Below are 25,997 nucleotides of genomic sequence, written 5' to 3' on the forward strand. Positions count from 1 at the left end.
CCTTAAACTAAGTTAATTGCATTGCTGCAATAATGTTTTTTATTTTATTGTCTAGAACAGCTTCAGTTGCATCAAAATCTTCTACTGAGTCAAGTTGAGTATTTACACTAATGTAGAATTTAATTTTTGGCTCAGTTCCACTTGGTCTTGCGCAAATTTTAGAACCATCTTCAGTATAATAAATTAATACATTCGATTTCGGGATACTCATTTCAGAAACTTCATCAGTCAATAAGTTTAACGCAGTCGATGATTGGTAATCCTCTACCATTATTACGCGTTGTCCGTCTATTTCTTTTACGGGATTCTCACGTAAATTAATCATCATCTGATTAATTTCTTGTAAACCCTCTATTCCTTTTTTGGTCAATGCAACCAAATGTTCTTTATAAAATCCGTGCTCAACATAAAGTTTTAGAAGTTCTTTATAAACAGAGCTTCCACTAGCTTTTGCCTGAGCTGCCATTTCGCAAATTAATAAAGTTGCAGCAACGGCATCTTTATCGCGAACAGCATCACCAACCATAAAACCAAAACTTTCTTCTCCACCGCCAATAAATTCAAGCTCAGGAAAATCTTTGATCATTTTGGCAATCCATTTAAAACCTGTCAAGCCTATTTTGCACTCTACATCATAACTTGTCGCAAGTTCCATCATCATAGGAGTCGAAACAATAGTAGAACCTATAAATTGTTTTCCGTTAATTTTGCCCGCTTTTTTCCATTCTTTCAATAAGAAAGAAGTCATTAAAATCATGGTTTGGTTACCGTTTAACAAAATCATTTTCCCTTCGTTGTTACGAACAGCAACTCCAAGACGGTCACAGTCAGGATCAGTACCAACAACAATGTCTGAGTTTGTTTTAACAGCTAGAGCAAGAGCCATTGTTAAAGCCTCAGGTTCCTCGGGATTTGGAGACTTTACAGTCGGGAAATCCCCATTAGGCACAGCTTGCTCCGGTACAATATGCACATTAGTATAACCTGCTTGTGATAAAGTAGGAGGGATCGATTTTATCGAAGTTCCGTGTAAAGAAGTAAATACGATTTGTAAATCCTCTTTAGCTTTAGCTGGAGTATTAAAACTTGCATTTTCGATAGATGAATTGATAAAAGCATTATCAATCTCAGTATCTATATATTCAATTAATTTCTCGTTAGGGTGAAATTTAATTTTATCATATTCTAAGCTTTCAATCGTAGCAATGATTTCTGCATCTTGCGGAGGAACAATTTGTCCGCCATCTTCCCAGTATACTTTGTAACCATTATATTCTGGTGGGTTATGCGATGCAGTAAGCACAATACCACATTGGCAACCTAAATATTTAAGAGCAAAAGACAATTCAGGAGTCGGACGCATATCCGAAAATAAATACACGTGAATTCCATTTGCCGAGAAAACATCAGCAACAACTTTTGCAAGCGTATTACTGTTGTGGCGACAATCATAAGCAATTGCCACTTTTAGAGTTTGGTTAGGGAAAACTTTGTGCATGTAATCCGAAAGTCCTTGCGTGTTTTTTCCAAGCGTATATTTGTTAATGCGGTTGCTTCCCACACCCATTACGCCACGCATTCCTCCAGTTCCAAATTCTAAATTTTTATAAAAACTTTCTTCAAGGTCTTTTGGCGATGTTGTCATCATCTCTTTAATCGCCGCTTGTGTTTCATTGTCAAATGCTGGCGTCAGCCATTCGTTTACAGCAGTTAAAATGTTAGGTGCTATATTCATTTGTATATTGTTTAAATTGTAAGTCAAAAAAATTAATGCGATTTCAGGAGTTAACCTTCCGTTTTCTCGAAGCAATCTCCTGCTGTTCGCTATATCTTTATGTTTTTAAAGAAAAAACATAAAGGATGCCGCTGCCATCAGGGCTAGGTATGTACTAAAAATTAACCTGATTTGCTATTTTATAACGCGCTTCATTGTTTTTAGTTCGTAAAATAATCTCTCCCAAAAATCCTGCTAAAAATAACTGAGTTCCTAATATCATAGTCGTTAATGCAATAAAAAACCAAGGATTATTCGTTACCAAGTTATAACGCATCCCCATATACATATGGTACAATTTAGAAACTCCGATATAACCAGCTAATAAAAAACCAATTATAAACATAAGCGATCCCATTGCGCCAAATAAGTGCATTGGTCTTTTTCCGAATCTTGATAAAAACCAAATCGTAATCAAATCCAGGAAACCATTAACAAAACGTTCCATCCCAAATTTGGTTTCGCCGTATTTACGAGCCTGGTGTATTACTACTTTCTCTCCAATTTTATTAAAACCTGCATTTTTTGCCAAAACAGGAATATATCGATGCATCTCGCCCGAAACTTCAATGTTCTTAACAACAGTGTTTTTATATGCTTTTAATCCGCAATTAAAATCATTTAATTCAACACCAGAAGTTTTTCTTGCAGCCCAATTAAATAATTTTGATGGTAAATTTTTTGCTACAACAGAGTCGTAACGTTTCTTTTTCCAGCCAGAAACTAAATCAAATTTCTCTTTGGTAATCATTTCGTATAATCCAGGAATCTCATCTGGACTATCTTGTAAGTCGGCATCCATAGTAATAATAACATCCCCATTAGCCTTGGCAAAACCAGCGTGTAAAGCCTGTGATTTACCAAAGTTCTTCATGAACCGAATACCTTTTACATTTGGATTTTCTAATGAAAACCCTTCAATAATATTCCAAGAATTATCTGTACTTCCATCATCCACAAAAATGATTTCATATGAGTAATTGTTAGATTGCATCACTTTAATGACCCATGTGTATAGCTCTTTAAGTGATTCCTCTTCGTTAAGAAGCGGTATAAGTATAGATAAATTCATTTATTTTATTCTTGATATGTAGTTTTGCTTTTAAAAAAGGCTGCCAAAATTAATCCTAATATAGAGTAGCCAACAATACTAAACACTAAAGCTTTTAATAGCTCAGCAGTAGCGTAAGGATTGCTTTCTTTCATTTTTGCCAGAGTTTCATTTATTACCGATGCCGGAGTTCCGAATTTTTGTAATGTTTCGGCCATATATTTTCTAATTAATTCACCCAAAGTCTCTTTTGCGCTAGGATCAATGAAGTTAAATAAGATAATGTTGAAAAAAGTAGAAATTAATATACCTATAAGTATAGCTACAAAATAGGTAGTAAAAGCGTCTTTAAAAGAAAAAATATTGTTTAAATCCTTTTTAGTTTTTACTAATAATGCAATAGTTATAGCTAGGAAAATAACAAATGTTAAGCCTCCAATCCACCCAGAAACAAATAGTTTAAGGTCTATTGAATACATTATTGCAGTAATTAGAGCTAAAACAATTCCAATTATTACGCCGTAAGTAATTCCGTTCTTTTTTATAACTTCATTAATCATAATTTATATGTTTTAAAATTAATCCACAAATATAGCAATTCCCAATATATTCGTGGATAAAAAATGCTTTTCGATTTTATATAAAAAAAGGGAGAGTAAATGTTTGTTTATTAAAAAATAAATGTAAATTTGCAAACTGAAATAATTAAAAGTTTTAAAACAAAAAGAGTAGTTGTATTTACACCTTTTTCTAACCACGAAGAAGCTTCAAAATTAAAACGCTCCAAACAATAAATAAAAGTAAAGATGAAAAAAGGAATTCACCCAGAAAATTACAGATTAGTTGCATTCAAAGACATGTCAAATGAAGATGTGTTTATCACTAAATCTACTGCAGATACAAAAGAAACAATAACAGTTGATGGAGTTGAATATCCAGTTGTGAAAATGGAGATCTCTAGAACATCTCACCCTTTTTACACAGGTAAATCTAAACTTATCGATACTGCAGGACGTATTGACAAATTCAAAACTAAATACGCTAAACACGCTAAATAATTTTAGTTTGTTTTTAAATAAATCAAAGCCTTCCTTTTTGGAAGGCTTTTTTTGTATGATTATTTTACCTTAATGCTTGACTAAGAAGTCTTATCGTTATAATTGTAAGAAATAAAATATTTGTAACTTTGGTCTCGATAACCAAATCAGGATTTTAATATATTGCCAAATTAAATTAATTTATGAATTACATTCTATTTGACGGGCCCGTCCGGAATGCCTTATTGCCTTTTACATTTACCCGACCTGTTGCCGATATCTTAATCGGAATTATGACCATACGTCAAAAATGGGAAATGCATTTAGGTTCAACTACAACTACAATAACCGAAGAATATTTATCGGTAAAATATCCAATGGTCGAGTTGGAGGAAAACGTGATGATTAATGCTTCGTTTTTGCCCAATAATGATTTAGCTGATCTAGTCTCAGATTTAAAAACGAACCAAGCCATCTTTAAAGGAGATGAAGTTATTGCATTTTATACGAGTGAAAATCAAGAAGAAGTTGATTTTGATACTTATGAAATCATACAATATAATGGAGATTGTATCACGGTAGAGAATACTTGGGATATTTTTTCTAAAAATGCTGCTGCAATTCGTGAAGATTTTGACTTTTTGACCGAAGACAGAAAATCACAGACAATACCAAAAAGCGTAAATACGATTAATCCTGACGATATATTTATAGAAGAAGGAGCAAGATTAGAGTTTGTTACTTTAAATGCTTCTACAGGACCTATATATATAGGTAAGAATGCCGAGATTATGGAAGGTTCTGTAATTCGTGGGCCTTTTGCTTTATGCGAAAATGCACAAGTAAAAATGAATGCCAAAGTTTATGGAGCTACAACAGTAGGTGTAGGATCCAGAATTGGTGGTGAGGTTAAGAATTCAGTTCTTTTTGCAAACTCAAACAAAGGGCATGACGGATTTTTAGGAGATTCAGTTTTAGGCGAATGGTGTAATATTGGTGCAGATACTAATAATTCGAATCTAAAAAATAATTACGAAGAAGTAAAGTTATGGAGTTATGAAACCGAAGGATTTGCTAAAACCGGACTTCAGTTTTGTGGTTTAATGATGGGAGATCATAGTAAATGCGGAATCAACACCATGTTTAATACAGGAACTGTAGTAGGAGTAAGTGCTAATATTTTTGGTTCAGGTTTTCCTCGCAACTTTGTACCAAGTTTTTCTTGGGGTGGAGCAGCTGGTTTTACTACATATGTAACTAAGAAAGCTTTTGAAACTGCAAAATTGGTTATGGGACGAAGAAATATTGATTTTGATGAAACTGAAGCTGCAATTTTGGAGCACATTTTTGAAGAAACAAAAAAATGGCGTAAAGACTAAAAATAAAAAACCTCGATTTCCAGAAATCGAGGTTTTTTGTTTTTAGATAAAACTTAATTAGCAATCTTGATAAATTCCCCTTTTGGATTAAATTTTAATTCTAAACCACTGCTTAGTTTTGCTTCGTAGCCCAAAGTTTCTTTCTCTATTTTTGTTATTTTGTCTTTAGCAAAATTAGTTTTTACGTAAGTAGTAATCTTTGCAGGAACAATAGCTGTGGGAATAGCTGTGTTTTTTCCATCAACTTCTTTCCAGTTTCCTTTTCCATCAAATTCAATTTGAAGATTATTTGCAAATTGAACTTTGTACTCTTTAGATAAGATTTCTTTATCTTCAAGAATATAAGTTGGTTCTTGTCCAGCGAAGTGAGTTTTCAAAAAAGTTTGTGCATTTGCCGGTAATGCAGCTTTTTTAATTACCGTTTTTTGAGCATTTGCAGAAAGTCCAAATATTAATCCTGCAATTAGGCAAGCTGCCAAGTTTAATTTCGTTCTCATAATTTTCTGATTTTTAAATTCTTATACAAGATATAACTAAAATTTTAAAAGATGTAGGAATAATTGTAAAACTTAAAAAAAACGAAGAGGTCGGAGATGTAATTGTATTGTCTAATACTCTAATTAATCTATCTTTGCGCTTTTAAAAAAATACTTGCTAAGAAGTCAAAAATCTAAGCAGTCTAAAAATCTAAAAGTCAAAATGATTACAGTTAATGATATCTCAGTTCAGTTTGGTGGAACTACACTTTTTAGCGATGTTTCTTTTGCTATAAATGAAAATGATAAAATTGCCCTTATGGGTAAAAATGGTGCGGGAAAATCGACACTTTTAAAAATAATAGCAGGACAAAGCAAGCCCTCTACTGGAAGTATCTCGGCTCCAAAAGATGCTGTTGTGGCTTATTTGCCTCAGCATTTACTGACCAAAGATGGATCAACTGTAATGGAAGAAGCTTCAAAAGCTTTTGGCGAGATTTTTCAAATGAAAGCTGAAATTGATGAAATCAATGAGCAATTAACCGTTCGTACTGATTACGAAAGTGATGCTTACATGAAATTAATCGAAAGAGTTTCGGACTTAAGCGAGAAATTCTATGCTATTGAAGAAGTAAATTATGAGGCTGAAGTTGAGAAAATTTTAGTTGGTTTAGGTTTCGAACGTGAAGATTTTACACGCCAGACCTCTGAGTTTTCTGGAGGATGGAGAATGCGAATAGAGTTAGCTAAAATTCTTTTGCGTAAGCCAGACTTAATTTTGCTAGATGAGCCAACCAACCACATGGATATTGAGAGTATTCAATGGTTAGAAGAGTTTTTGATAAATTCAGCAAAAGCAGTTGTAGTAATTTCACACGATAGAGCGTTTGTAGATAATATTACCAATCGTACCATCGAAGTTACAATGGGAAGAATCTATGATTATAAAGCAAAGTATTCTCATTATTTAGAGTTAAGAAAAGATCGTCGTATACACCAGCAAAAAGCTTACGACGAGCAACAAAGAATGATTGCTGATAACAGAGCATTTATTGATCGTTTTAAAGGAACATTTTCTAAAACAGATGCGGTTCAATCTCGTGTTAAAATGTTAGAAAAATTAGTAATCGTACAAGTTGATGAAGTTGATAATTCGGCATTAAAATTAAAATTTCCGCCAGCAGCACGATCAGGACAATATCCTGTAGTGGTAAAAGATTTATCAAAATCTTATGGTGATCATGTAGTTTTTAAAGATGCTAATATTGTTATCGAAAGAGGACAGAAAGTAGCTTTTGTAGGTAAAAATGGTGAAGGAAAATCGACTATGATTAAAGCCATCATGAAAGAAATTGGTATTGATGAAGGAAGTGTTGATATTGGACATAACTCACAAATTGGATATTTTGCACAAAACCAAGCTTCTTTATTAGACGAAAATGCAACAATTTTTGAAACTATCGATGCTATTGCAGTTGGAGATGTTCGTACACAAATTAAGAACATTCTTGGAGCCTTTATGTTTCAGGGAGATGATATTACTAAGAAAGTAAAAGTGCTTTCTGGAGGAGAAAAGACACGTTTGGCAATGATAAAATTATTGCTGGAACCAGTTAACTTATTAATTCTGGATGAGCCTTCGAATCACTTAGATATGAAAACTAAAGATATTATTAAAGATGCATTACGTGATTTTGATGGTACTTTAATCTTAGTATCTCACGATCGTGATTTCCTTGACGGATTAGCGACTAAAGTTTTCGAATTTGGAAACAAACGTGTTAAAGAGCATTTTGAAGATGTTGCTGGATTCCTGGCACATAAAAAGATGGACTCTATGAGAGAAATTGAAAAATAATCTAGTCATAACATAATAATAAAAAGAGCGCAAGTTAATTCTAGCGCTTTTTTTTTGTTTAATATTTTTTAAGAAAATAATTGTTAAATAATATAAGTACATGATATAAGTCAGATTAAAGACTACTTAGATTAGATAATTTTGTTGTAAGAAAAAAGCTGTTTTATGGCTTTGGATTTATTAAAGAAAAATATATCTAAATTTTTATTCATGGATTTTTTAAATAATTTTTTTTCAAAAAAGGTTGTGTTTCTAATCTTTTTATTGCCTTTTTTTTCGAATGGACAAATTGCAGAACCTGGTTCTCAAAATGAAGTTAAGTATCCACAATTTAAATTTCAAGGACTTTTTCAGGGGCGTTATTTAAGTGATTTAACTCAAGGTATAGACGCGACAACTGGTTTACAACATGCAGATGGTAATGCAGTAGAAAACACATTCGACATTAAAAGGATGCGTTTAGGGTTAACCACTAAATTGGGAGAAGGGTTTGATATTGTTGTTCTGGCTAATTTTGCAGACTTTAAATCGGATCCTAAAGGAAAAGTTTTAGAGAATGCTTTTGCAAGGTATATCTTTAATAAGGAGATTGGATTTATTTTGGGACAGTTTAGGCCTGCTTTTGGAATCGAGGAATTAAATCCTGCCGATATTCTAAAATCATTTGATTATTCTAATCAATATACCGAATTTGGAAACAATGGTTGGACAAGTTTTCAAATCGGAGCTTCTGTGTTTGGAGGGTTTGATTTGGGTACAATCCCTATTAGTTATACTTTTTCTGCTGTAAATGGTAATGGGAGAGATCAAGTATCGGACAAAGATGATGGCAAGCAATATTCTTCTCGTCTTGCCTTAGAATTAAATAAAGAGCATAATATCAATTTTGGAATTAATGGAGGTATTGGAGAAGTTTTTAATACCAAGATCTTTGCTGTAGGATTAGATTTTACGATTGATTTTAAACTAACGGATAAATTAAAACTAGAAACTCAGCTTGAAGCAAAACAAGGAACAAATCATTATTTGTATTATTCGCTAGCGGAAGATTCGAGAACAGGAAATATTAATGATTATGAAATGCGAGGAGGATATTTTTTACCAAATTTGCGATATGAAATTCAATATCAAAAACTAACGGCTATAGAATTTTCTTGTCGATATGAGTATTTTGACAGAAGTTTTAAAATTAATTCAAACGCAAGACAAACGTATACACCAATGGCAGGTTTAGAATTTGGAAAAGGATATATAGGACGTATAGAAATGGGAATTCAGTTTGATAATTATAAACGTAATGTGCCTAATACTACAACATATGATAATAAATTGTTTATCATACAGTTTCAAGGGCGATTTTTTTAATGAATAATTGCAATGTTGTAATCTATTTGTCTTAGATAAATTAATAGGATATGAGTCGGAACTTAAAACGGCATAAGAATTAATTCTTATGCCGTTTTTTATAGAGTAAATAAAAGAGTTTAAGCTTCTTTTAAAACATTTTTCTTTTTAAAGTATAAAGCAATATAAGCTGCAATAGAACATACTACACCTATTATAATCATGTTCCAGATAGGTCTTGTAGTTTGAGAAAAAGTTCCGTCCTCAATAATTAATATTCTAAAAGCTTTTAAGAAATGTGTTAACGGAATTACATTGGCAATTGCCTGAACTGCTTGTGGCATTTGGCTTAAAGGCCAAGTAAAACCGCTTAGGATAAAACTGGGAGTTGCAATTACCATTAAAATCTCAGTAGCTTTTAATTGATTCGGAACTAAAATACTCACGAGAATCCCAATAAAGGAAACGGAGAGTACAAATATTCCTGCTATAAATGTGAGCGGAAGCAGGTTGTCGTAAAAAGGTAATCTGAACCATAATGTAAAAAGCCAATATATAAACCAAATACCAAAACTCATTAGCATATAAGGAATGATTTTTACGGCTAGTAAATTTAAAATTGAAGGACATCTTTTTACAAGATCTTTAAATGTTCCATTTTCAAATTCAGAAGCAAAAGAAAGTGCCAATCCTAATAATAAAACTTGTTGTAGAACTGTTGCCAAAACTCCTGGCCAAAGAAAATACATATAGTTGGTGCTTCGATTATATTTTTTTATAAAAGTAGTTTTGAACGGTTCGTATTGCGACATCAGTAAATTTTCGGGAACACCTTGTTTTCTTAAAGTTTCAATTTGAATACCAGCTTTTAATGTTCCAAGGCAAATTTGTATGGCCGTCGATGCATAATTGGCGGTTAAAACATTAGATGTGTTTACAATGGTGGTAATCTCGGGATACTTTTTTGTGAGAGTCATTTTCTCGAAATCTTTCGGGATAATAACAACACAAGTCGCTCCTTTTTCGATAGCAATCTTGGATAGATTATTTTGGTCGTATAGAATAGTAGCTATGGATAAAACTTCATTATCCTCAAACATCTGAATTGCTTTTGAACTTAATTCCGTTCTGTCCTGATCAACAACAAGTATGGGTAAATCGGTTACTTTACCTTTGCCGTAAACATAACCCAGCAAGACTCCATAAAGTATTGGCGCACCTATAAAGAGCAATCGAAGCACTTTATTGCTCCAAAATAATCGGAATTCCCGTTTGAGCAATGAAAAGAAATTTTGCATAGTTAAAGAGATAAAGTAACAGTTGTTTTTGTAATTAAATCTTTTGTTTCATCGTGGTTGGAAGGTGTTATTTTTATTTCGAATAAACTTTCCTGCATTTCGTAATCTGGGTAGGCAGTTGCAATATTTCCGTATGCTCCCAGTTGTTTTATAGTGCTGATACTTCCTTTAATATCAGTTTTTTTATAAGGAACATGTACGGTTACTTCTTGTCCTTTTTTTAGTTTTCCTAATTGATTTTCGGGAATTGTAAAGCGAAAGTAAGTACTGTTGGCAACATAACCATTAAATAAAGTATAACCAGGTAAAGCCAGTTCACCAACAGTTAAAGTAATGGTTTCGATACTCATATTTTGTGGTGCAATTATATAACGTTCCTGGTCGGCAGTTTCTACTTCTTGCAATGCACCAAGCGCTCTGTCTTGTTGTCCTAGTGCCATGGTTTGTTGTTCTATACGAGCTCCTTTTTTTGCATCATCTAGTTCTGCAATAACAGCATTGTATTGCGCTTGAGCTCCTTGATATTTAGCAAAAGTTTCGTCATAAGTTTGTTGTGATATTAAGGAATCTTTGAGCATATTTGTTAATCGTTTAATCGATTTTTGCGCAAACTCATATTGTTCTTTTAATCCCATTTTTTTAGCTTCAAGCTGCTTAATTTGGTTTTCAGTCGCTCCCTTTACAGCCATTTTATATTGTGCTTTCGCTGATATAACAGCTCCTTCAGCTTGATTTTTTTTAGCATCTACTTCCGGAATATCAAGTATAGCAAGCGTATCTCCTTTTTGTACAATATCTCCCTCTTTGACATAGATTTTTAAAATCTTACCAGGGATTTTGCTTACAACAGCAATTTGTTCTTTTTCTATTTTCCCTTGAATTAAATCTTCTTTTTTTGCTTTTTCACAGCTTACAAAAAGGAAGATTAAATTGACTATTATAATTGCTTTTTTCATAGAATAGAACTTTTATTTAGATAATTTTTTTGATAAATCGCCAGTGGCAATTATTGTTTCAATAGCCGATAATCGTTGCTCGATTAAAGTGGTAGTTTTATTTACAGATGCTTTATAAGAATCGTTTTCGGCTTCAAGTCGTTCCGATATATTGATAAGCCCTTCCTTGTATTGTTTTATAGCTAGATTTAAATTATTGCCTGCTACTTTTTCTTGTTGTTGGGTAATATCAATTTTTTGTGTTAGAACGCTGTAATCAACAAAGTTTTTTTCGAGGAGTAATTCTAGTTTTTCTTTAGTATCATCAATTTGATTTTGCATCTGCTCGATGTTTATTTTGGCCTCTTGTACTTTGTGTTTTCTTTCAAAACCAGAAAAAACTTCCCATTTCATTGCTGCTCCCACAACCCAGTTGTTACTTATGGTGGCTTCGTTTAGTCCTAAATACAATGCTTGATTTATTCCGGTAACTATTGGGGTAGTTGCATTAGCATTAAATAAACTGGAGTAAGAAACTCCTCCAAATGCTCCTAAAGTTGGTAAATAAGTACCTTTTTCTTTTTTTAATAAATACTCGTAAGCTGTTTTAAACGATTCCAAGGCTTTAATTTCCTGTTTGTTTTGAGTGCTTAATTTTTCATCGGTAATTAAATAAGGAACTAAATTGTATTGGACATTGTCTATTTCGGTAATAGAATAGCCAGTTAAGTATTGAATCTTTTTATAAATTAATCTTCGTTTTCCATCCAGCTCAATTTTTTTGGATGCCAATTCTAGTGAAGCTAATTTAATTTTATCTCTATCGTATGGAATTGCCAGACCTTGTTCTATTGCTTTTGTAACGCGTTTAGTTTCGGTATCTAATCGTTTTTCGCTTTCTTTTATCAGTTTGTCTATTTCCTTTAATAGTTCTAATTGATCAAAGGTGTTAATGACATCTTTTATGATTCCGTCTTTCTCGGATTCTTTTAAGAATACTGTTCCTTTGGATTTTTCTTGTATGGCTTTTGCACCATTAGGAATTTGCATACCACTAAACAATACGGTTTTTGCCATCACGCTCCCATTAAAAATGTTTCCGTAATTTTTAAAAGCCGTTTTACCATCAAAAAGCGGATAGTTTACAATAGGTACTGTAGCTGTAGGGAAATCTACGGTTAGTTTGTTGTCAAAATAAGTATATAAAGCACTTGCTTCGACTGTAGGGATGTATTTATTCCAGACTCCTTTTTCCTGAAGATTCAATTTTTCAATATCTAAATCTTTATTTTTTAAAGAGGTGCTTTTTTCTATGGCTTTATAAATAGCATCTTCAAGAGTTGGTGAAACTTCTATCTGGGCATATCCATAAGTTAGGGAAAGGAAAAAAAAGAAAATAGGTAAATGTTTTCTCATCATAATTTTGTTTCTATAATTATATGATAAATTGTAAACGGATTTTTGTAAGGTATTACAAGTAGAATAAGCGTATGCGAAATACGGTTATTTACAAAGTTAAGGATATAAGTCTTACATTTTATGTTTTATCTATAGTAAAATAGGGAGCTTAATTAAAAACTTTTCCGTAAGTTTTATTGAAAATAGAAAGTTGTAGGATGTTGTTAAACTTTATCTGTTTTTTTATACCTTAGTAAGCGTATTTATAAATTAACTAATTATTAACATGAAAAAAAGTATATTATATCTAGCTATTGTGTTGACTAGTTTTTTTAGTCTTCCTATATTATCTCAAACAGATAATGAGCCTGTTGCTTTAGGTTTGCCAGGAGATAACCTTAATTTATATGCAGTATTAGATATTTTTCAAAAGTCTAAAACTTTGGAAGATTTTGAAAAAGCATTGAATGATCCGGATAATAAGGTTAATAATTTAGATTTAAATAATGATGGAGAAATCGACTACCTCGAGGTAGAAGGACATAAAGAAGGGAATGCCCATGTTATTGTACTTCAGGTTGCGGTAAGTAGCAAAGAAACACAAGATATTGCTGTTATTGAGGTTGATAAAGATAAGAAAGGAAATATACATGTTCAGGCTATTGGAGACGAAGATTTATATGGCAAAAACTATATAGTTGAGCCTGCAGATACAGCTTCGGGAACACCTAACCCTGGTTATAAAGGAGAACCTACGGTAATTGTAAATAATAACACAACCAATAATTACAATACTACAACTAGCCCAAGTTATGTAAGTACAAGTGTAAGTGCATGGCCAGTAATTTTGTTTTTGTTTTCTCCTATATATGTAGCGTATAGATCTCCTTGGCATTGGGGGTATTATCCTCCGTACTGGCGTCCTTGGCGTCCAGTTTATTATCATGATTATTGGGGATATCACGGACATTATTACAGAAATCCTTATTATCGCAGAACAGCCGTTATAAGAAATCCTAGATACTATAATAATTATGTTTCTAGAAGAAATACATCTGTAGTTGTTAGAGACAACCGAGTTAACGGACGATATAATACGACCTATAACGGTAGGGATTATAAAAGACCTGCGCCAGTTACATCTACCAGACCAACTAGACCAGGCGGGACAACCAGACCTGGTACAAGGCCTACTAATCCTACGACTAGACCAGGAGGTACAACGAGGCCGGTAACACGACCTACAAATCCATCGACTAGACCGGGAACAGGTACAACAAGACCAGTCACACGTCCTGTTACTCCTACAAACCCAACTACAAGACCAGTTGTTAGGCCAACTAATCCAGGAACAACGCGACCAACAACCCGTCCTGTAACTCCAACGACTAGACCAACAACGCGTCCTGTAACAAGACCAACGACGACACCAAGACCAGCGACACCGAGGCCTGCAAATAATGGTACAAATCGAAGATAGATTTGAAAAAACGAGACTGAGTTTTAAACTCAGATAATATATACACGCCTAATTTTATATTTAAGAAGCTTATGGGGAAAACTATGCTAGCTAGAGTTGTTTTTATATTTCTGATAATGCCATTTTTTCTGATGGCTCAATCTGTGAAGGATACAGTGAAGGTTGAACTGAAAGAAAAGGAGAAAGAAAAAGAAGTGGTATACCCAAAATTTAAATTTAAAGGGCTTTTGCAAGTACGTTTTCTGGGGTCAATTACAGATAATGTTGATGTTTTAGGAGTTCAGCATACTACTGGAGAAGTAACAAGGAGTTCTTTTGATATAAAAAGAATGCGTGTAAGTGTTGCAGCAAATTTAAGTGAGCATACCGAAGTTGTTGTATTGGTGAATTTAGCCGATTTTAAATCGGATCCCCAGAACAAAGTGTTAGAGAATGCTTACGCAAAATATACTTTTAATAAATATATTGCTTTTACAGGTGGTCAGTTTCGACCAGGTTTTGGTATAGAAGAAAGTGTTCCTGTAGATATCATAAAGTCATTTGATTTCTCGAATCAATATTATGAGTTTGGAAAGAATGGATGGACAAGTTTTCAGATTGGAGCTTCGATGACAGGATCTGCAGATCTTGGGAATATCCCTGTAAATTATGCTGTTTCGGTTTTAAATGGTAATGGGAGAAATCAAAATATGGATAAAGACAGTGGTAAACAATATTCTACCCGTGTTGTTTTTGGATTATCGAAAAAGCACCATCTTAATTTGGGACTTAACGGAGGAACCGGAAAGGTTTATACCAGTGATGTATTTGCTTTAGGAGCAGATATTGCTGCTGACTTTAAATTATCAGATAAACTTTCTCTGGATACCCAATTTGAAATCAAGCAAGGAACCAATCATAATTTATATTATTCACTTCCTGTGGATGCCCGTACTGCCAATGTGAATGATTACCAAATGCGAGGTTTTTATTTTTTGCCTAATTTTAGATATGTAATCAATTATAAGAAACTTACATCTCTGGAATTTTCTGCCAGATATGAATATTTTGATTCGAGTTTTAAAGTAGATTCAAACGTAAGGCAAACACTTACGCCAATGTTAAGTTTAGAATTTGGAAAAGCATATACAGGACGAATTGAAATGGGAGTTGAAATTGATAGGTACACCAAGAATATTCCTAATACAAGCTATTATGATAAAGAACTATTTATTATACAATTTCAATGCAGGCTTTAGTTTAAATTAATCTCTATTTTTTATGAAAGAAGTAAAAATTCCTCAAACATTAATTACGCTTGCAGTAGGTATTGTTCTTTGGATTATTCCAGCTCCCGAAGGAGTGAAACAAGAAGCGTGGCATTTATTTGCCATTTTTGTAGCTACCATTCTTGGGATTATTTTAAAGGCTGCTCCAATGGGTACAATGTGTATGATTGCAATTGCAGTAACCGCATTTTCACAAGTTTTAGCTCCGGGTGAAGCAGGAAAATCAATTACGCTTGCATTAAGAGGTTTTGGGGATAAAGTAATATGGCTTATCGGGATATCCTTTTTTATAGCACGTGGATTTATTAAAACAGGATTAGGAAATAGAATTGCTTTTATATTCATAAGGATATTCGGGAAAAGTTCGTTAGGATTAGCCTACGGATTAGGACTTGCTGATTTATGTCTTGCTCCTGCAGTTCCTAGTAATACGGCAAGAGGTGGAGGTATTATTTATCCTATTATGAAATCGATGGCAATAAGTTTTGGCTCTGAGCCAGATAAACCTGAAACACATAGGAAATTGGGTTCTTTTTTAACTTTAAATAGTTATAATATGAATCTTATTTCATCCTCGATGTTTTTAACAGGAACGGCAAGTAACCCGATGTGCCAGAAGTTTGCTCTAAATTTAGGAATTAAAATTACCTGGATGTCTTGGGCTCTTGCTGCAATTGTGCCAGGATTAGTTGCTTTTTTTGTAATTCCTTTTGTTTTATATAAAATTTATCCGCCTGAATTAAAATCGACCAAAGACGCTCCGGGAATTGCTAAGCAAAAGCTAAAAGAAATGGGGCCAATCTCTAGAAACGAATGGTTGATGTTGTTAACATTTTTTATTTTATTGTTTCTTTGGATGACAGGCGATTTATTTTCTATCGATGCTACTACAACGGCTTTTATAGGATTGGTGATTTTATTGTTAACTTCAGTATTAACATGGGAAGATGTAAAATCCGAAAAAGGAGCTTGGGATACTATTGTTTGGTTTTCAGTTTTGGTAATGATGGCGAGTTCGCTCAATGAATTAGGATTTATTGGTTGGTTTAGCGATTTAGTTAAGCAACAAATAGGAGGATTGAGCTGGCAAATGGCTTTTCCTATAATAATTTTGGTATACTTTTTTAGTCACTATCTTTTTGCAAGTGCAACGGCTCACGTTGCAGCAATGTATGCTGCGTTATTAGGGGTAGGAGTTTCTCTTGGTATTCCGGAATTGTTATTAGCGTTTATGCTTGGGTTTGTAGGTTCGCTTTATGGAACATTAACGCATTACGGTCATGGACCAGCTCCAGTATTTTTTGGTAGTGGTTACGTTGATTTAAAGAGCTGGTGGGTAAAAGGTCTTGTAACAGGTCTTGTCCTATTACTCATATATATGGTGATAGGAGGATTGTGGATGAATGTAATAGGGTACTATTAAATTCGGATACCAGGAGGAAGTAGTTCTTTGTAAGTTGGGTTTTTCTTAAAGAAAACTACAATTTTAGGGTGAATAGGGACTACTTTTAATTTTCGTTCAATCGAAATTTCCATGATGCTTCTAAGCATGCTATAAAGAAATTCTTGATCTTCGAATGAATCTGGAGTGTTGATTTTTGTTAGAAATATCTTTTTTTCTTGAAAAGAGTATTCGATTGTAACTAATCCTGTAGGGGTTGAGGTTTCAAATTGTCTTGCAAAGGCATTGTCTTTGATCTCCATTAATGAAATGGGTTCCATATTATTTGTTTTTTATGTGGTATTTAAAAAAAAATAGAAGAAATGAACCATATTAAGAGGTTCAGAAAACTTCTTGTAATATATTATCAGAAACAAATTATTTCTATAACAAAGGTAATCATTTGATATTCAATATCAAATGATTTTGTGAGTGAGATATGCTTTACGTTTTTAAAAATGTTGTTAGCACTCGTATTTGCTGTGTTTTTTAATAATAATATTATCTAAAAAATAGAGTAGAGTCGTTAAAAAGCGATAATTTTATGTCGATAATGATATTTAGTTTGTTGTTAATGCCTGAAATACAATTATGAATAAAATTCCTGTTTACTTTATGCCGGGTCTTGCGGCAAGTACTACTATTTTTGAACGAATCGCATTGCCCGAAGATACTTTTGAGGTGCATTTATTAGAATGGGAAATTCCGCTTGAGCATGAGTCTTTGCAGGATTATGCTAAAAGGATAGCGCAAAACATAAAACATTCGAATCCTGTTTTAGTAGGTGTTTCTTTTGGAGGAATCCTGGTTCAGGAAATGGCAAAGCATATTGAGGCTAGAAAAGTAATTATTATTTCGAGCGTAAAGTGTAATGCGGAATTTCCTCGAAGAATGAAAATTGCTAAGACAACCAAAGCATACAAGCTGATACCAATGCGACTGATATTAAATGTAGAGAATTTGGCTAAGTTTTCTTTTGGAGAAAAGATAAACAAGAGGTTAAAGCTATATGAGAAGTTCTTATCTGTGCGTGATATTCGTTATTTGGATTGGGCTATCGAGCAGGTAATTCTTTGGGACAGAACTAAAATCGACGAAAGTGTAATTCATATTCATGGTGATGAAGATGAGGTTTTCCCGATAAAATATATTGCCAACTGTAAAGTGGTAAAAGGCGGAACACATATTATGATTTTGAATAAATTTAAATGGTTGAATGAAAATTTACCTTCGATAATTTTGGAAGATTAGAAATCTTAAAATTCCAATTTTTTGAAATTGCTTCGCCTGTTCCTAACGCTCGGGCCCAAATTCCAACTGTTTTGCGATTCGATATCTTTGTCAAAGTTTTAAGCTTTGACAAAGGTCTGTGTGCAAAAATGAAAAACTTAAAGGTTCTTATAAAACCTAGAGCCCTAGCCCTGATAGAAGCGGTATCCTTTTTCTGGCTTCTTTAGACAGGAAAAGATACAAGCGGATAGCAGGAAATAGCTTCTAATTAAAATTTCAATATCTAAAATTCCAAATTCCAATTGTTTCATGGTTCGATACCTTTGTCAAAGTTTTTAAAACTTTGACAAAGGTTTACGGGCAAGTCCAAAAAAAATCCCAAACTCTTTTTAGAATTTGGGATTTTAGATATTGTAATTTAAAGAAATTTAGATTTTCTTCATTTGATCTTTCATCATTGTGATTTGCTCTTTCAGCATTCCTTGTTTGTCTAATTTCTTAGCTTCATTCAATAAATTAGTCGCTTCAAGCTTTCTTCGGCGTGACATAGCAACACCAGCAAGGTTTAATTTTGCAACAGCTAAATCCATATCCATAGATAAACCAAGTTCAATTGCTTTTTTGAAATATTTCTCAGCTTGATTAATATTAGTTTGAGAAACCATAATACCATGTAGGTAATTAAAGTAACCTTGTTGTTTTCTTACTAAAGCAGTTTCAGGATTTTTGATGTATGCCAGCCATTTTTTAGCACCTTCAAAATCTTGTTTTCTTAATTTCAGGAAGGCTAATAAGATGAATTCATTTTTAAAGTAAAGGAAAATAGGTATTCCAGCTAATAATATAAGAAAGATTCCGTTTCCGATATTACTTTCTGTAAATTGCCAAACGCCAGCAACTACTAATAGTCCGGCTAAAATAATTTTAATATTTCTGTGAAACATAATAGGTGTATTTTTGTGATTGCAAAGATAGTAAAATGAATTAAAAATATTTTTATAAAACTACTTGCAAGGAAAAAAAGTCTTTGTATATTTGCACTCGGTTTTAGAGTAACAATATTCGAAGAACAAAAAGAAGATATTAGACACCATATTTAAAGATACAAAGCAATGAGCAAAAGAACGTTTCAACCATCGAAAAGAAAAAGAAGAAATAAGCACGGATTTATGGACAGAATGGCTTCTGCGAATGGAAGAAAAGTTCTTGCACGTAGAAGAGCTAAAGGAAGACATAAACTGACTGTTTCTAGCGAACCTAGACACAAAAAATAATGTTTCTATAAACATAAATAAGGCGTTACTTTTTTTAGTATCGCCTTTTTTTATACCTTGTCATTAAAAAATGAGTAATGTTTTAATTTCTAATGCAGTAGGATTAAACATTAAAAGAAAATATAACTACACAATACAATTAAAATGCCAAAAGACACATCAATAAAATCAGTTTTAATAATAGGTTCGGGGCCTATTGTTATTGGTCAAGCTTGCGAATTTGATTATGCAGGATCACAATCAGCACGTTCTATTCGTGAAGAAGGAATTGAAGTTATCTTGATAAACTCAAATCCAGCGACTATTATGACCGACCCATCAATGGCGGATCATGTATATTTAAAACCACTAACTACAAAATCGATTATTGAAATTCTGAAAGCTCATCCACAAATTGATGCTGTTTTACCTACAATGGGAGGACAAACTGCATTAAATTTATGTTTGGAAGCTGATGAAAAGGGAATTTGGGCTGATTTTGGAGTAAAATTAATTGGTGTTGATGTGAACGCCATTAATATTACTGAAGATAGAGAGCAGTTTAAACAACTTCTTGAAAAAATTAATGTACCAACTGCACCTGCAAAAACGGCTACTTCGTACTTAGAAGGAAAAGAAATTGCACAGGAATTTGGTTTCCCACTTGTAATTCGTCCTTCATTTACACTTGGAGGAACTGGAGCTGCGATTGTTTATAAAAAAGAAGATTTTGATGAGCTTTTAACAAGAGGTCTTGAAGCTTCGCCAATACATGAGGTTTTAATTGATAAAGCTTTAATGGGTTGGAAAGAATATGAGTTGGAACTTTTAAGAGATAAGAATGATAATGTTGTAATTATTTGTTCTATCGAAAATATGGATCCAATGGGAATTCATACTGGAGATTCGATTACAGTTGCACCAGCAATGACTTTATCGGATACAACATTCCAAAAATTACGTGATTACGCTATATTAATGATGCGTAGTATCGGAAACTTTGCAGGAGGTTGTAATGTACAATTTGCGGTTTCGCCAGACGAAAAAGAAGATATCGTTGCGATTGAAATCAACCCTCGTGTATCTCGTTCATCTGCATTGGCATCGAAAGCAACTGGTTATCCAATTGCAAAAATTGCTTCTAAACTAGCTTTAGGATACAATCTTGATGAATTGCAAAACCAAATTACAAAATCGACTTCGGCTCTTTTTGAACCGACTTTAGATTATGTGATTGTAAAAATACCTCGTTGGAACTTTGATAAATTTGAAGGTGCTGACAGAACTCTTGGTCTTCAGATGAAATCTGTAGGTGAGGTTATGGGTATCGGACGTTCATTTCAAGAAGCTTTACATAAAGCAACACAATCATTAGAAATTAAACGTAATGGTTTAGGTGCTGATGGAAAAGGATATAAAAATTACGAACAAATTATCGAGAAACTAACTTTTGCAAGTTGGGATCGTGTTTTTGTAATTTATGATGCAATTGCAATGGGAATTCCGTTGAGCCGTATTCATGAGATTACTAAAATAGATATGTGGTTCTTGAAACAATATGAAGAACTTTATACTCTTGAGAAAGAAATTTCAAACTATAAAGTAGCTACTTTGCCAAAAGAACTTTTGCTTGAAGCGAAACAAAAAGGTTTTGCCGACAGACAAATTGCTCACATGATGAATTGTCTGGAAAGTGAAGTGCATACTTTGCGTATGGATAAGAATATTAACCGTGTGTTTAAATTAGTAGATACTTGTGCTGCCGAATTTAAGGCGAAAACTCCTTATTACTATTCAACTTTTGAAGCTGAAATAGAAAAAGCAAATGGGGAACGTTATGTAGATAACGAAAGTATTGTTACCGATAAAAAGAAAATAATAGTTTTAGGTTCTGGACCAAACCGAATTGGACAAGGAATTGAATTTGATTATTCTTGCGTTCACGGTGTACTTGCAGCTAAAGAGTGTGGTTATGAAACTATCATGATTAACTGTAATCCAGAAACTGTTTCGACAGATTTTGATACTGCTGATAAATTGTATTTTGAGCCAGTTTTCTGGGAGCATATCTACGATATCATTCAGCATGAAAAACCTGAAGGTGTAATTGTACAGTTAGGTGGTCAGACAGCATTAAAACTAGCAGATAAATTATCTAAATACGGTGTAAAAATTATAGGAACAAGTTTTGATGCCTTAGATTTAGCCGAAGATAGAGGACGTTTCTCTGAGTTATTAACGGAACTACATATTCCTTTCCCTCAATTTGGAATCGCTGAAACTGCGGATGAAGCTTCTGCTCTTGCAGATACTCTAGATTTTCCATTATTGATTCGTCCTTCTTATGTATTAGGTGGTCAGGGAATGAAAATTGTAATCAACAAGAAAGAACTTGAAGAGCACGTTATTAATTTATTGAAAACAATTCCTGGGAATAAATTACTTCTGGATCATTACTTAGCTGGAGCAATCGAAGCTGAAGCGGATGCAATTTGTGATGCCGATGGAAATGTTTATATCATAGGAATAATGGAGCACATCGAGCCTTGTGGGGTTCACTCGGGTGATAGTAATGCAACATTGCCTCCTTTTAACTTGGGAGAGTTTGTAATGCAACAAATAAAAGATCATACTATAAAAATTGCGAGAGCTCTTAAAACAGTTGGTTTAATAAATATACAGTTTGCGATAAAAGATGATACAGTTTACATTATCGAAGCTAATCCTAGAGCATCGAGAACAGTACCATTTATAGCAAAAGCTTATGGAGAACCTTATGTGAACTATGCTACAAAAGTAATGTTGGGACATAATAAAGTAACTGACTTTAAATTCAACCCGCAATTAAAAGGATTTGCAATTAAACAACCTGTATTCTCTTTTAGTAAATTCCATAATGTAAACAAAGCATTAGGACCAGAGATGAAATCAACAGGTGAAAGTATCTTGTTTATCGACGACTTAAAAGATGATCAGTTCTATGAATTGTACTCAAGAAGAAAAATGTATTTGAGTAAATAATCTCAAATCCTGATATAAAAAAAGCTCCAATTATGGAGCTTTTTTTATATCTAATAAGTAACATAATAGATAAAAACCAACAATCAATATTATTTAGTTAAAAATAGTATTGATTGTTGGTTAGGTCAGCATCTAAATTTATAGTTGCTCTAATAACCAAATTACAAATTTTGCGATTCCGTGGTTCATAATGTAGATATTTTATCATTTATAATGAATTTCAAAAAGTCGTTAAATACCCTTTTGATATTAGTAAATTTGATGAGATATTTATGTTATTTTGTAATAAAAATCGCAAAAATTAAAGCTAAATTTGTAGTAAAAAACCTTTGATTTATCTGGATAATATGATTTTATATGCTATATTTGTTTAAAATCATACATTTTATGCAAGCGGAGATTGTAGTTAAAATAAAGAAAATTCGTATTGAAAAAGGTTTTTCACCAAATGAAATGGCAGAAAAGTTAAATATTGACCTTTCTGCATATTCTCGTTTAGAGTCAGGAAGAACATTTACTTGGGGAAAATATTTGGAAGATATTTTAATAATTTTTGATCTTTCACCTGAGTGCTTTTTTAAAGGAATAGGGATGAAGAATAATATTAGATATAAGAAAGATTCTTTTGGGGATAGTGCTTCTTTTGAATATTTTTTTACGGAATATAAGAAAAAAGTAAAAAAAGTAGAAATTTTATTTGAGGAGCGATTGAAAGATAAAGATGAAATTATAGAGCAGTTAAAAAAGAATAAAAATAAATAAAGAAGCCTCACAAAGAGAGGCTTTTTTTGTTTGAATATTTTGTAATAAAAAGGTGATTGTGATTTTTTAAACGTCTGTATTATTTAATTCTTCAAAATTTTTATTTAATTTATTTATTAGTTTTAAATAAAGGGTTTTATAAATGAACCAAATAAATGAGGAAAGAATTATTAAGAACAATGCAAGTATGAAATAAAAACAAATTTGAGGAATAAGTATATTGTTATTTGATTGATTTGGATTCAAGAAAATTAGAGATATATCATTGTTTTTAAGATATATAGAGGAGAAAATAATTGCATTTAGATTAAACAATATTAAGCTTGAAAATATGTAGTAATATACTGATTTTCTTGTTTTTATGATGCTTTTGGATAATTCGTTTAAGTTTGAACTTGTGTCAATTCTTTTGTAATTGATAAAAAATTGCACAAAAAAATAGATAAATATGAAATAATACAAATAGTCTAAAAATATGATTATATTATTCTGTTCTACTGCTAATATTTCTTTTGAATACTCTAGTTGATTTGCAATATAAGACGCTAATAATGAGGCTAAAAATTCTAAAATACTTATTATTAGAATCTTTTTTACAATAGAATAAGAGCGTAGGTGTATTATATTAAACAATTCTGAACGCTCAATATTTATATTTGTAAAGTCTAAATTTCTCCACATTTTTTTTAAAAGACTTGATTTATTTTTATTTTTCATGGCTTTTTTACTTAATTAGTATGTTTTTTTCTGATTAAGTTACACTTTGTAGTGTGAAAAAATAAAGAAAATTCTTTCTTTAGTATAAGTATGAAAGATTAAGTTAAATAAACTCAAGTCCTGATATAAAAAAAGCCTCAATTAAGAGGCTTTTTTTGTTTTTAAAGTAAGAATTATTTAATCAGTTGTTGTAACGGTTTAAGTTGTTCCATATCTATATTAGATTCTTTAAGAACGGTCATTAATGTCATGATATTGTTTGGATTCATATTTTTTCCTAAAACACGAACTACTGCAAAACCATTTTCATTTCTGTTGGCATAAATTATGAATTCTTCAATATTCTCGTCTGTTCCTACATAGCTTACTGAAGCGCCATCTTTTCCAGAACCAAATTTCATTAATTGTTGGTATTTTGGGTTCTTTAAAATAGTATTTAGCTTAGTTCTCTCAGCTTCATATTCAGTTTGGTTTTTATCATTTCGTTTAAAAGCCAAGATGTTCATTTTGTCGAAAGAGTTTAATGCTTCGCTTTGTTCGGCCGATAATTTTTCTTTGTTTACATTGAGAATACTTGGTGAAACATCGAGAGCAATAAAGTTTTTGTTTTCGGTATTTTCTACGAAATATTTCTGTAATGAAGGTTCAGAATTGCAACTTACTAGAAGTAATAATCCTAAAAAGGCGAAAATGTTGGTGATTCGTTTCATGTTATTTTTTCCCTTTAGATGCTTTTTTCAAATCAGAACCTCCTGGTAATTTCATTTTGTCTGTAAGTACCGAGATTTCGTTTAAGTCAAAATTACCAGTAAGCGATAGTAAAACAGTGTCTTCATTTTTACCTGAATCAATAAACATGAATAACTCTTTTATTTGAGTGTCGCTTGCTCCGGATTTTACATAAATTTTTACGTTTCTTCCGTTATCATTTACTCGCATTAACTCTTCTAAACCTGCAGATTTTATGTATTTATCTGCGGTAAGCTTCATGTCGGCTTCAACTCTGGTACTTTGTGTTGTAAACACCTTTAGATTATCTAGTTTTTTAATAAGGCTTAAGTATTGTTGTGTTTCTTTATCCGAAGCATCAACTTTTACCTTACTCATTAAATCGAACATTTTTTTGTTTACGATTACAGATGTTACATCATCCTGACCATCATATTTGTCAAAAGCTCCTTGTGCATAAAATGCATGGCTTACAAATGCGAAAACTAGTGTTATTATGAAATTTTTACTCAAGCTTCTTCTATTGTTTTTTCTGTTTTCGTGAATCGTTGATTTCATTTTATCGAGTTTTATTTTGTTTGAAAATTAAGTTTTTTGATTGTTCGTATTCTTTAATATACTGGACACTTTCTATACCAGTATTAACATTGTGTGACACCATAGCCAAGGCTTTTTGCGTCGCCGCCAAAGCTTCTTCTGGGGAGTCATAAGTTCCTAAGTCTGATTTTGCAACAACAGGAGTTGTGTTATTTGTGTTGTTGAGGTAAAAATAAGAACCTATTCCTAGTAAAAGGACAGCCGAAGCAGCAATTGATAACCACGCCACATTACGTTTCTTAGTTTGTAGTGGAATTTCTTGCGTTAAACGTTGTTCTTTTACTTGAGAGAAATAACCAAAAAGTGGTTTGTATTGCTCTAAATGCTGCGCAACATTCGGAGAAGAAAAGTAATTTTTTAATTCATTTTCTTCGGCAATAGTGCTTTCTCCCTGAAAGTATTTTTCTAATAATATTTCTATTTTATCTGATTCCATATTGATGTGTATTAAGCATAGATTCTCTTATTTTTTTTCTAGCTCTTGAAAGCGCTACGCGAATAGCGGTTTCATTCATATTAACTATTTTGGAGATTTCGTCAAACTCATATTGTTCGACATCTCGTAACTGAATTAAAATTTGTTGCTGCTCTGGCAATTGACTCATTATTTTTTCTACCCATTCTAAACTATTATTATCTTCTACTTTTTGATCTAATCGCGGCTCTCTATCGGTGTAATTAGAATGTACAAGGGTAAGATTACTGGCTCGTTTTGATTTTAATTGATCCAGACAATAATTTTTTGTCATTGTCATGGCAAGAGCTTCAACATTATTATAAGTGCTTAATGTTTCTTTCTTACTCCATAGTTTAACTAAAATCTCTTGCGAGGCATCTTCTGCTTCTTCTGTACTTATGAGTAATCGTTTTGCCAGACGAAATACTTTGTCTTTAAAAGGATTTACTAACTGAAGGAAAACGATTTGGTTCATAAAAATTACAAATTATA

At 32.5% G+C, this 25,997-nt stretch carries 25 protein-coding genes; 11 read left to right on the forward strand and 14 right to left on the reverse strand.

Features of this window, described 5'->3' with window-relative positions; translation table 11 throughout:
- Positions 1–7: 7 nt before the first annotated feature.
- From ACJ6WR_RS14990 to ACJ6WR_RS15000, 3 genes are all read right to left on the reverse strand, one after another.
- Positions 8–1,735 (reverse strand): phospho-sugar mutase, encoded by a 1,728-nt coding sequence (locus tag ACJ6WR_RS14990; protein WP_409415656.1) that lies wholly within the window; start codon positions 1,733–1,735, stop codon positions 8–10.
- A 154-nt stretch (positions 1,736–1,889) separates the two neighbouring features.
- Positions 1,890–2,846: a glycosyltransferase family 2 protein gene (locus tag ACJ6WR_RS14995; protein WP_409415657.1), complete on the reverse strand. Its 957-nt coding sequence runs from the start codon at positions 2,844–2,846 to the stop codon at positions 1,890–1,892.
- 5 nt (positions 2,847–2,851) lie between these two features.
- Complete coding sequence (locus tag ACJ6WR_RS15000; protein ID WP_039119384.1) at positions 2,852–3,385, reverse strand: DUF4199 domain-containing protein; 534 nt, start codon at positions 3,383–3,385, stop codon at positions 2,852–2,854.
- A 246-nt stretch (positions 3,386–3,631) separates the two neighbouring features.
- Between ACJ6WR_RS15000 and ACJ6WR_RS15005 the strand changes: the two genes are divergently transcribed.
- Complete coding sequence (locus ACJ6WR_RS15005) at positions 3,632–3,883, forward strand: type B 50S ribosomal protein L31 (protein ID WP_039112250.1); 252 nt, start codon at positions 3,632–3,634, stop codon at positions 3,881–3,883.
- Between the two features lie 182 nt (positions 3,884–4,065).
- Positions 4,066–5,241, forward strand: coding sequence for a GlmU family protein (locus ACJ6WR_RS15010; RefSeq protein WP_409415658.1), 1,176 nt, complete (start codon positions 4,066–4,068; stop codon positions 5,239–5,241).
- Positions 5,242–5,294: 53 nt separating this feature from the next.
- Here ACJ6WR_RS15010 and ACJ6WR_RS15015 read toward each other — a convergent pair whose 3' ends face one another.
- On the reverse strand, positions 5,295–5,738 hold the full coding sequence (locus ACJ6WR_RS15015; RefSeq protein ID WP_039112236.1) for a PepSY-like domain-containing protein: 444 nt from the start codon (positions 5,736–5,738) through the stop codon (positions 5,295–5,297).
- Positions 5,739–5,940: 202 nt separating this feature from the next.
- Between ACJ6WR_RS15015 and ACJ6WR_RS15020 the strand changes: the two genes are divergently transcribed.
- Positions 5,941–7,575, forward strand: coding sequence for an ABC-F family ATP-binding cassette domain-containing protein (locus tag ACJ6WR_RS15020; protein WP_039112395.1), 1,635 nt, complete (start codon positions 5,941–5,943; stop codon positions 7,573–7,575).
- Between the two features lie 210 nt (positions 7,576–7,785).
- Positions 7,786–8,940, forward strand: coding sequence for a porin (locus tag ACJ6WR_RS15025; RefSeq protein ID WP_409415659.1), 1,155 nt, complete (start codon positions 7,786–7,788; stop codon positions 8,938–8,940).
- Between the two features lie 119 nt (positions 8,941–9,059).
- Here the strand turns inward: ACJ6WR_RS15025 and ACJ6WR_RS15030 are convergent, their stop codons facing one another.
- The 3 genes from ACJ6WR_RS15030 to ACJ6WR_RS15040 are packed head-to-tail and all read right to left on the reverse strand — an operon-like array spanning position 9,060 to position 12,571.
- Positions 9,060–10,217, reverse strand: a complete 1,158-nt coding sequence (locus ACJ6WR_RS15030) for an ABC transporter permease (RefSeq protein WP_409415660.1) — start codon at positions 10,215–10,217, stop codon at positions 9,060–9,062.
- A gap of 2 nt (positions 10,218–10,219) precedes the next feature.
- Positions 10,220–11,173: an HlyD family secretion protein gene (locus tag ACJ6WR_RS15035; RefSeq protein WP_409415661.1), complete on the reverse strand. Its 954-nt coding sequence runs from the start codon at positions 11,171–11,173 to the stop codon at positions 10,220–10,222.
- A gap of 12 nt (positions 11,174–11,185) precedes the next feature.
- Positions 11,186–12,571 carry a TolC family protein gene (locus ACJ6WR_RS15040; RefSeq protein WP_409415662.1) on the reverse strand — a complete coding sequence of 462 codons (1,386 nt, stop codon included), beginning with the start codon at positions 12,569–12,571 and terminating at the stop codon, positions 11,186–11,188.
- 265 nt (positions 12,572–12,836) lie between these two features.
- On the opposite strand from ACJ6WR_RS15040, the gene ACJ6WR_RS15045 reads away from it, so the two are divergent.
- From ACJ6WR_RS15045 to ACJ6WR_RS15055, 3 genes are all read left to right on the forward strand, one after another.
- Positions 12,837–14,030, forward strand: a complete 1,194-nt coding sequence (locus ACJ6WR_RS15045) for a hypothetical protein (RefSeq protein WP_409415663.1) — start codon at positions 12,837–12,839, stop codon at positions 14,028–14,030.
- A gap of 116 nt (positions 14,031–14,146) precedes the next feature.
- Positions 14,147–15,268 (forward strand): porin, encoded by a 1,122-nt coding sequence (locus ACJ6WR_RS15050; RefSeq protein WP_409415664.1) that lies wholly within the window; start codon positions 14,147–14,149, stop codon positions 15,266–15,268.
- Between the two features lie 22 nt (positions 15,269–15,290).
- Complete coding sequence (locus ACJ6WR_RS15055; RefSeq protein WP_409415665.1) at positions 15,291–16,721, forward strand: anion permease; 1,431 nt, start codon at positions 15,291–15,293, stop codon at positions 16,719–16,721.
- Here the strand turns inward: ACJ6WR_RS15055 and ACJ6WR_RS15060 are convergent.
- Entirely contained in the window at positions 16,718–17,002 is a 285-nt protein-coding gene (locus ACJ6WR_RS15060; protein ID WP_039112392.1) for a GNAT family N-acetyltransferase, read from the reverse strand. The two genes, ACJ6WR_RS15055 and ACJ6WR_RS15060, sit on opposite strands and share 4 nt — an antisense overlap.
- 328 nt (positions 17,003–17,330) lie before the next feature.
- On the opposite strand from ACJ6WR_RS15060, the gene ACJ6WR_RS15065 reads away from it, so the two are divergent.
- On the forward strand, positions 17,331–17,990 hold the full coding sequence (locus ACJ6WR_RS15065; protein WP_409415666.1) for an alpha/beta hydrolase: 660 nt from the start codon (positions 17,331–17,333) through the stop codon (positions 17,988–17,990).
- Between the two features lie 407 nt (positions 17,991–18,397).
- Here the strand turns inward: ACJ6WR_RS15065 and ACJ6WR_RS15070 are convergent, their stop codons facing one another.
- Entirely contained in the window at positions 18,398–18,913 is a 516-nt protein-coding gene (locus ACJ6WR_RS15070) for a membrane protein (RefSeq protein WP_039112229.1), read from the reverse strand.
- Positions 18,914–19,081: 168 nt separating this feature from the next.
- Between ACJ6WR_RS15070 and rpmH the strand changes: the two genes are divergently transcribed.
- The 3 genes from rpmH (at position 19,082) to ACJ6WR_RS15085 (ending at position 23,005) form a co-directional block, all read left to right on the forward strand.
- Positions 19,082–19,243 (forward strand): 50S ribosomal protein L34, encoded by a 162-nt coding sequence (gene rpmH, locus ACJ6WR_RS15075; protein WP_008464848.1) that lies wholly within the window; start codon positions 19,082–19,084, stop codon positions 19,241–19,243.
- Positions 19,244–19,387: 144 nt separating this feature from the next.
- The gene (gene carB / locus ACJ6WR_RS15080) at positions 19,388–22,243 is read left to right on the forward strand and encodes a carbamoyl-phosphate synthase large subunit (protein WP_039112228.1); all 2,856 of its coding nucleotides are present in this window, start codon (positions 19,388–19,390) and stop codon (positions 22,241–22,243) included.
- Positions 22,244–22,630: 387 nt separating this feature from the next.
- Positions 22,631–23,005: a helix-turn-helix domain-containing protein gene (locus ACJ6WR_RS15085; RefSeq protein WP_039112227.1), complete on the forward strand. Its 375-nt coding sequence runs from the start codon at positions 22,631–22,633 to the stop codon at positions 23,003–23,005.
- Between the two features lie 66 nt (positions 23,006–23,071).
- Here the strand turns inward: ACJ6WR_RS15085 and ACJ6WR_RS15090 are convergent, their stop codons facing one another.
- The 5 genes from ACJ6WR_RS15090 to ACJ6WR_RS15110 all read right to left on the reverse strand — a co-directional run bounded on the left by ACJ6WR_RS15090 (position 23,072) and on the right by ACJ6WR_RS15110 (position 25,980).
- On the reverse strand, positions 23,072–23,722 hold the full coding sequence (locus ACJ6WR_RS15090) for a hypothetical protein (protein ID WP_039119374.1): 651 nt from the start codon (positions 23,720–23,722) through the stop codon (positions 23,072–23,074).
- A gap of 173 nt (positions 23,723–23,895) precedes the next feature.
- On the reverse strand, positions 23,896–24,432 hold the full coding sequence (locus ACJ6WR_RS15095; RefSeq protein WP_039119373.1) for a DUF4252 domain-containing protein: 537 nt from the start codon (positions 24,430–24,432) through the stop codon (positions 23,896–23,898).
- A gap of 1 nt (position 24,433) precedes the next feature.
- Positions 24,434–25,009, reverse strand: coding sequence for a DUF4252 domain-containing protein (locus tag ACJ6WR_RS15100; RefSeq protein ID WP_052250110.1), 576 nt, complete (start codon positions 25,007–25,009; stop codon positions 24,434–24,436).
- Position 25,010: 1 nt separating this feature from the next.
- Positions 25,011–25,484, reverse strand: coding sequence for a hypothetical protein (locus tag ACJ6WR_RS15105; protein WP_039119371.1), 474 nt, complete (start codon positions 25,482–25,484; stop codon positions 25,011–25,013).
- Positions 25,471–25,980, reverse strand: coding sequence for an RNA polymerase sigma factor (locus tag ACJ6WR_RS15110; protein ID WP_039112222.1), 510 nt, complete (start codon positions 25,978–25,980; stop codon positions 25,471–25,473). The genes ACJ6WR_RS15105 and ACJ6WR_RS15110 overlap by 14 nt, the downstream gene beginning before the upstream one ends.
- Positions 25,981–25,997: the final 17 nt, after the last annotated feature.

This window comes from Flavobacterium sp. PS2 (assembly GCF_046250155.1).
GTDB lineage: Bacteria > Bacteroidota > Bacteroidia > Flavobacteriales > Flavobacteriaceae > Flavobacterium.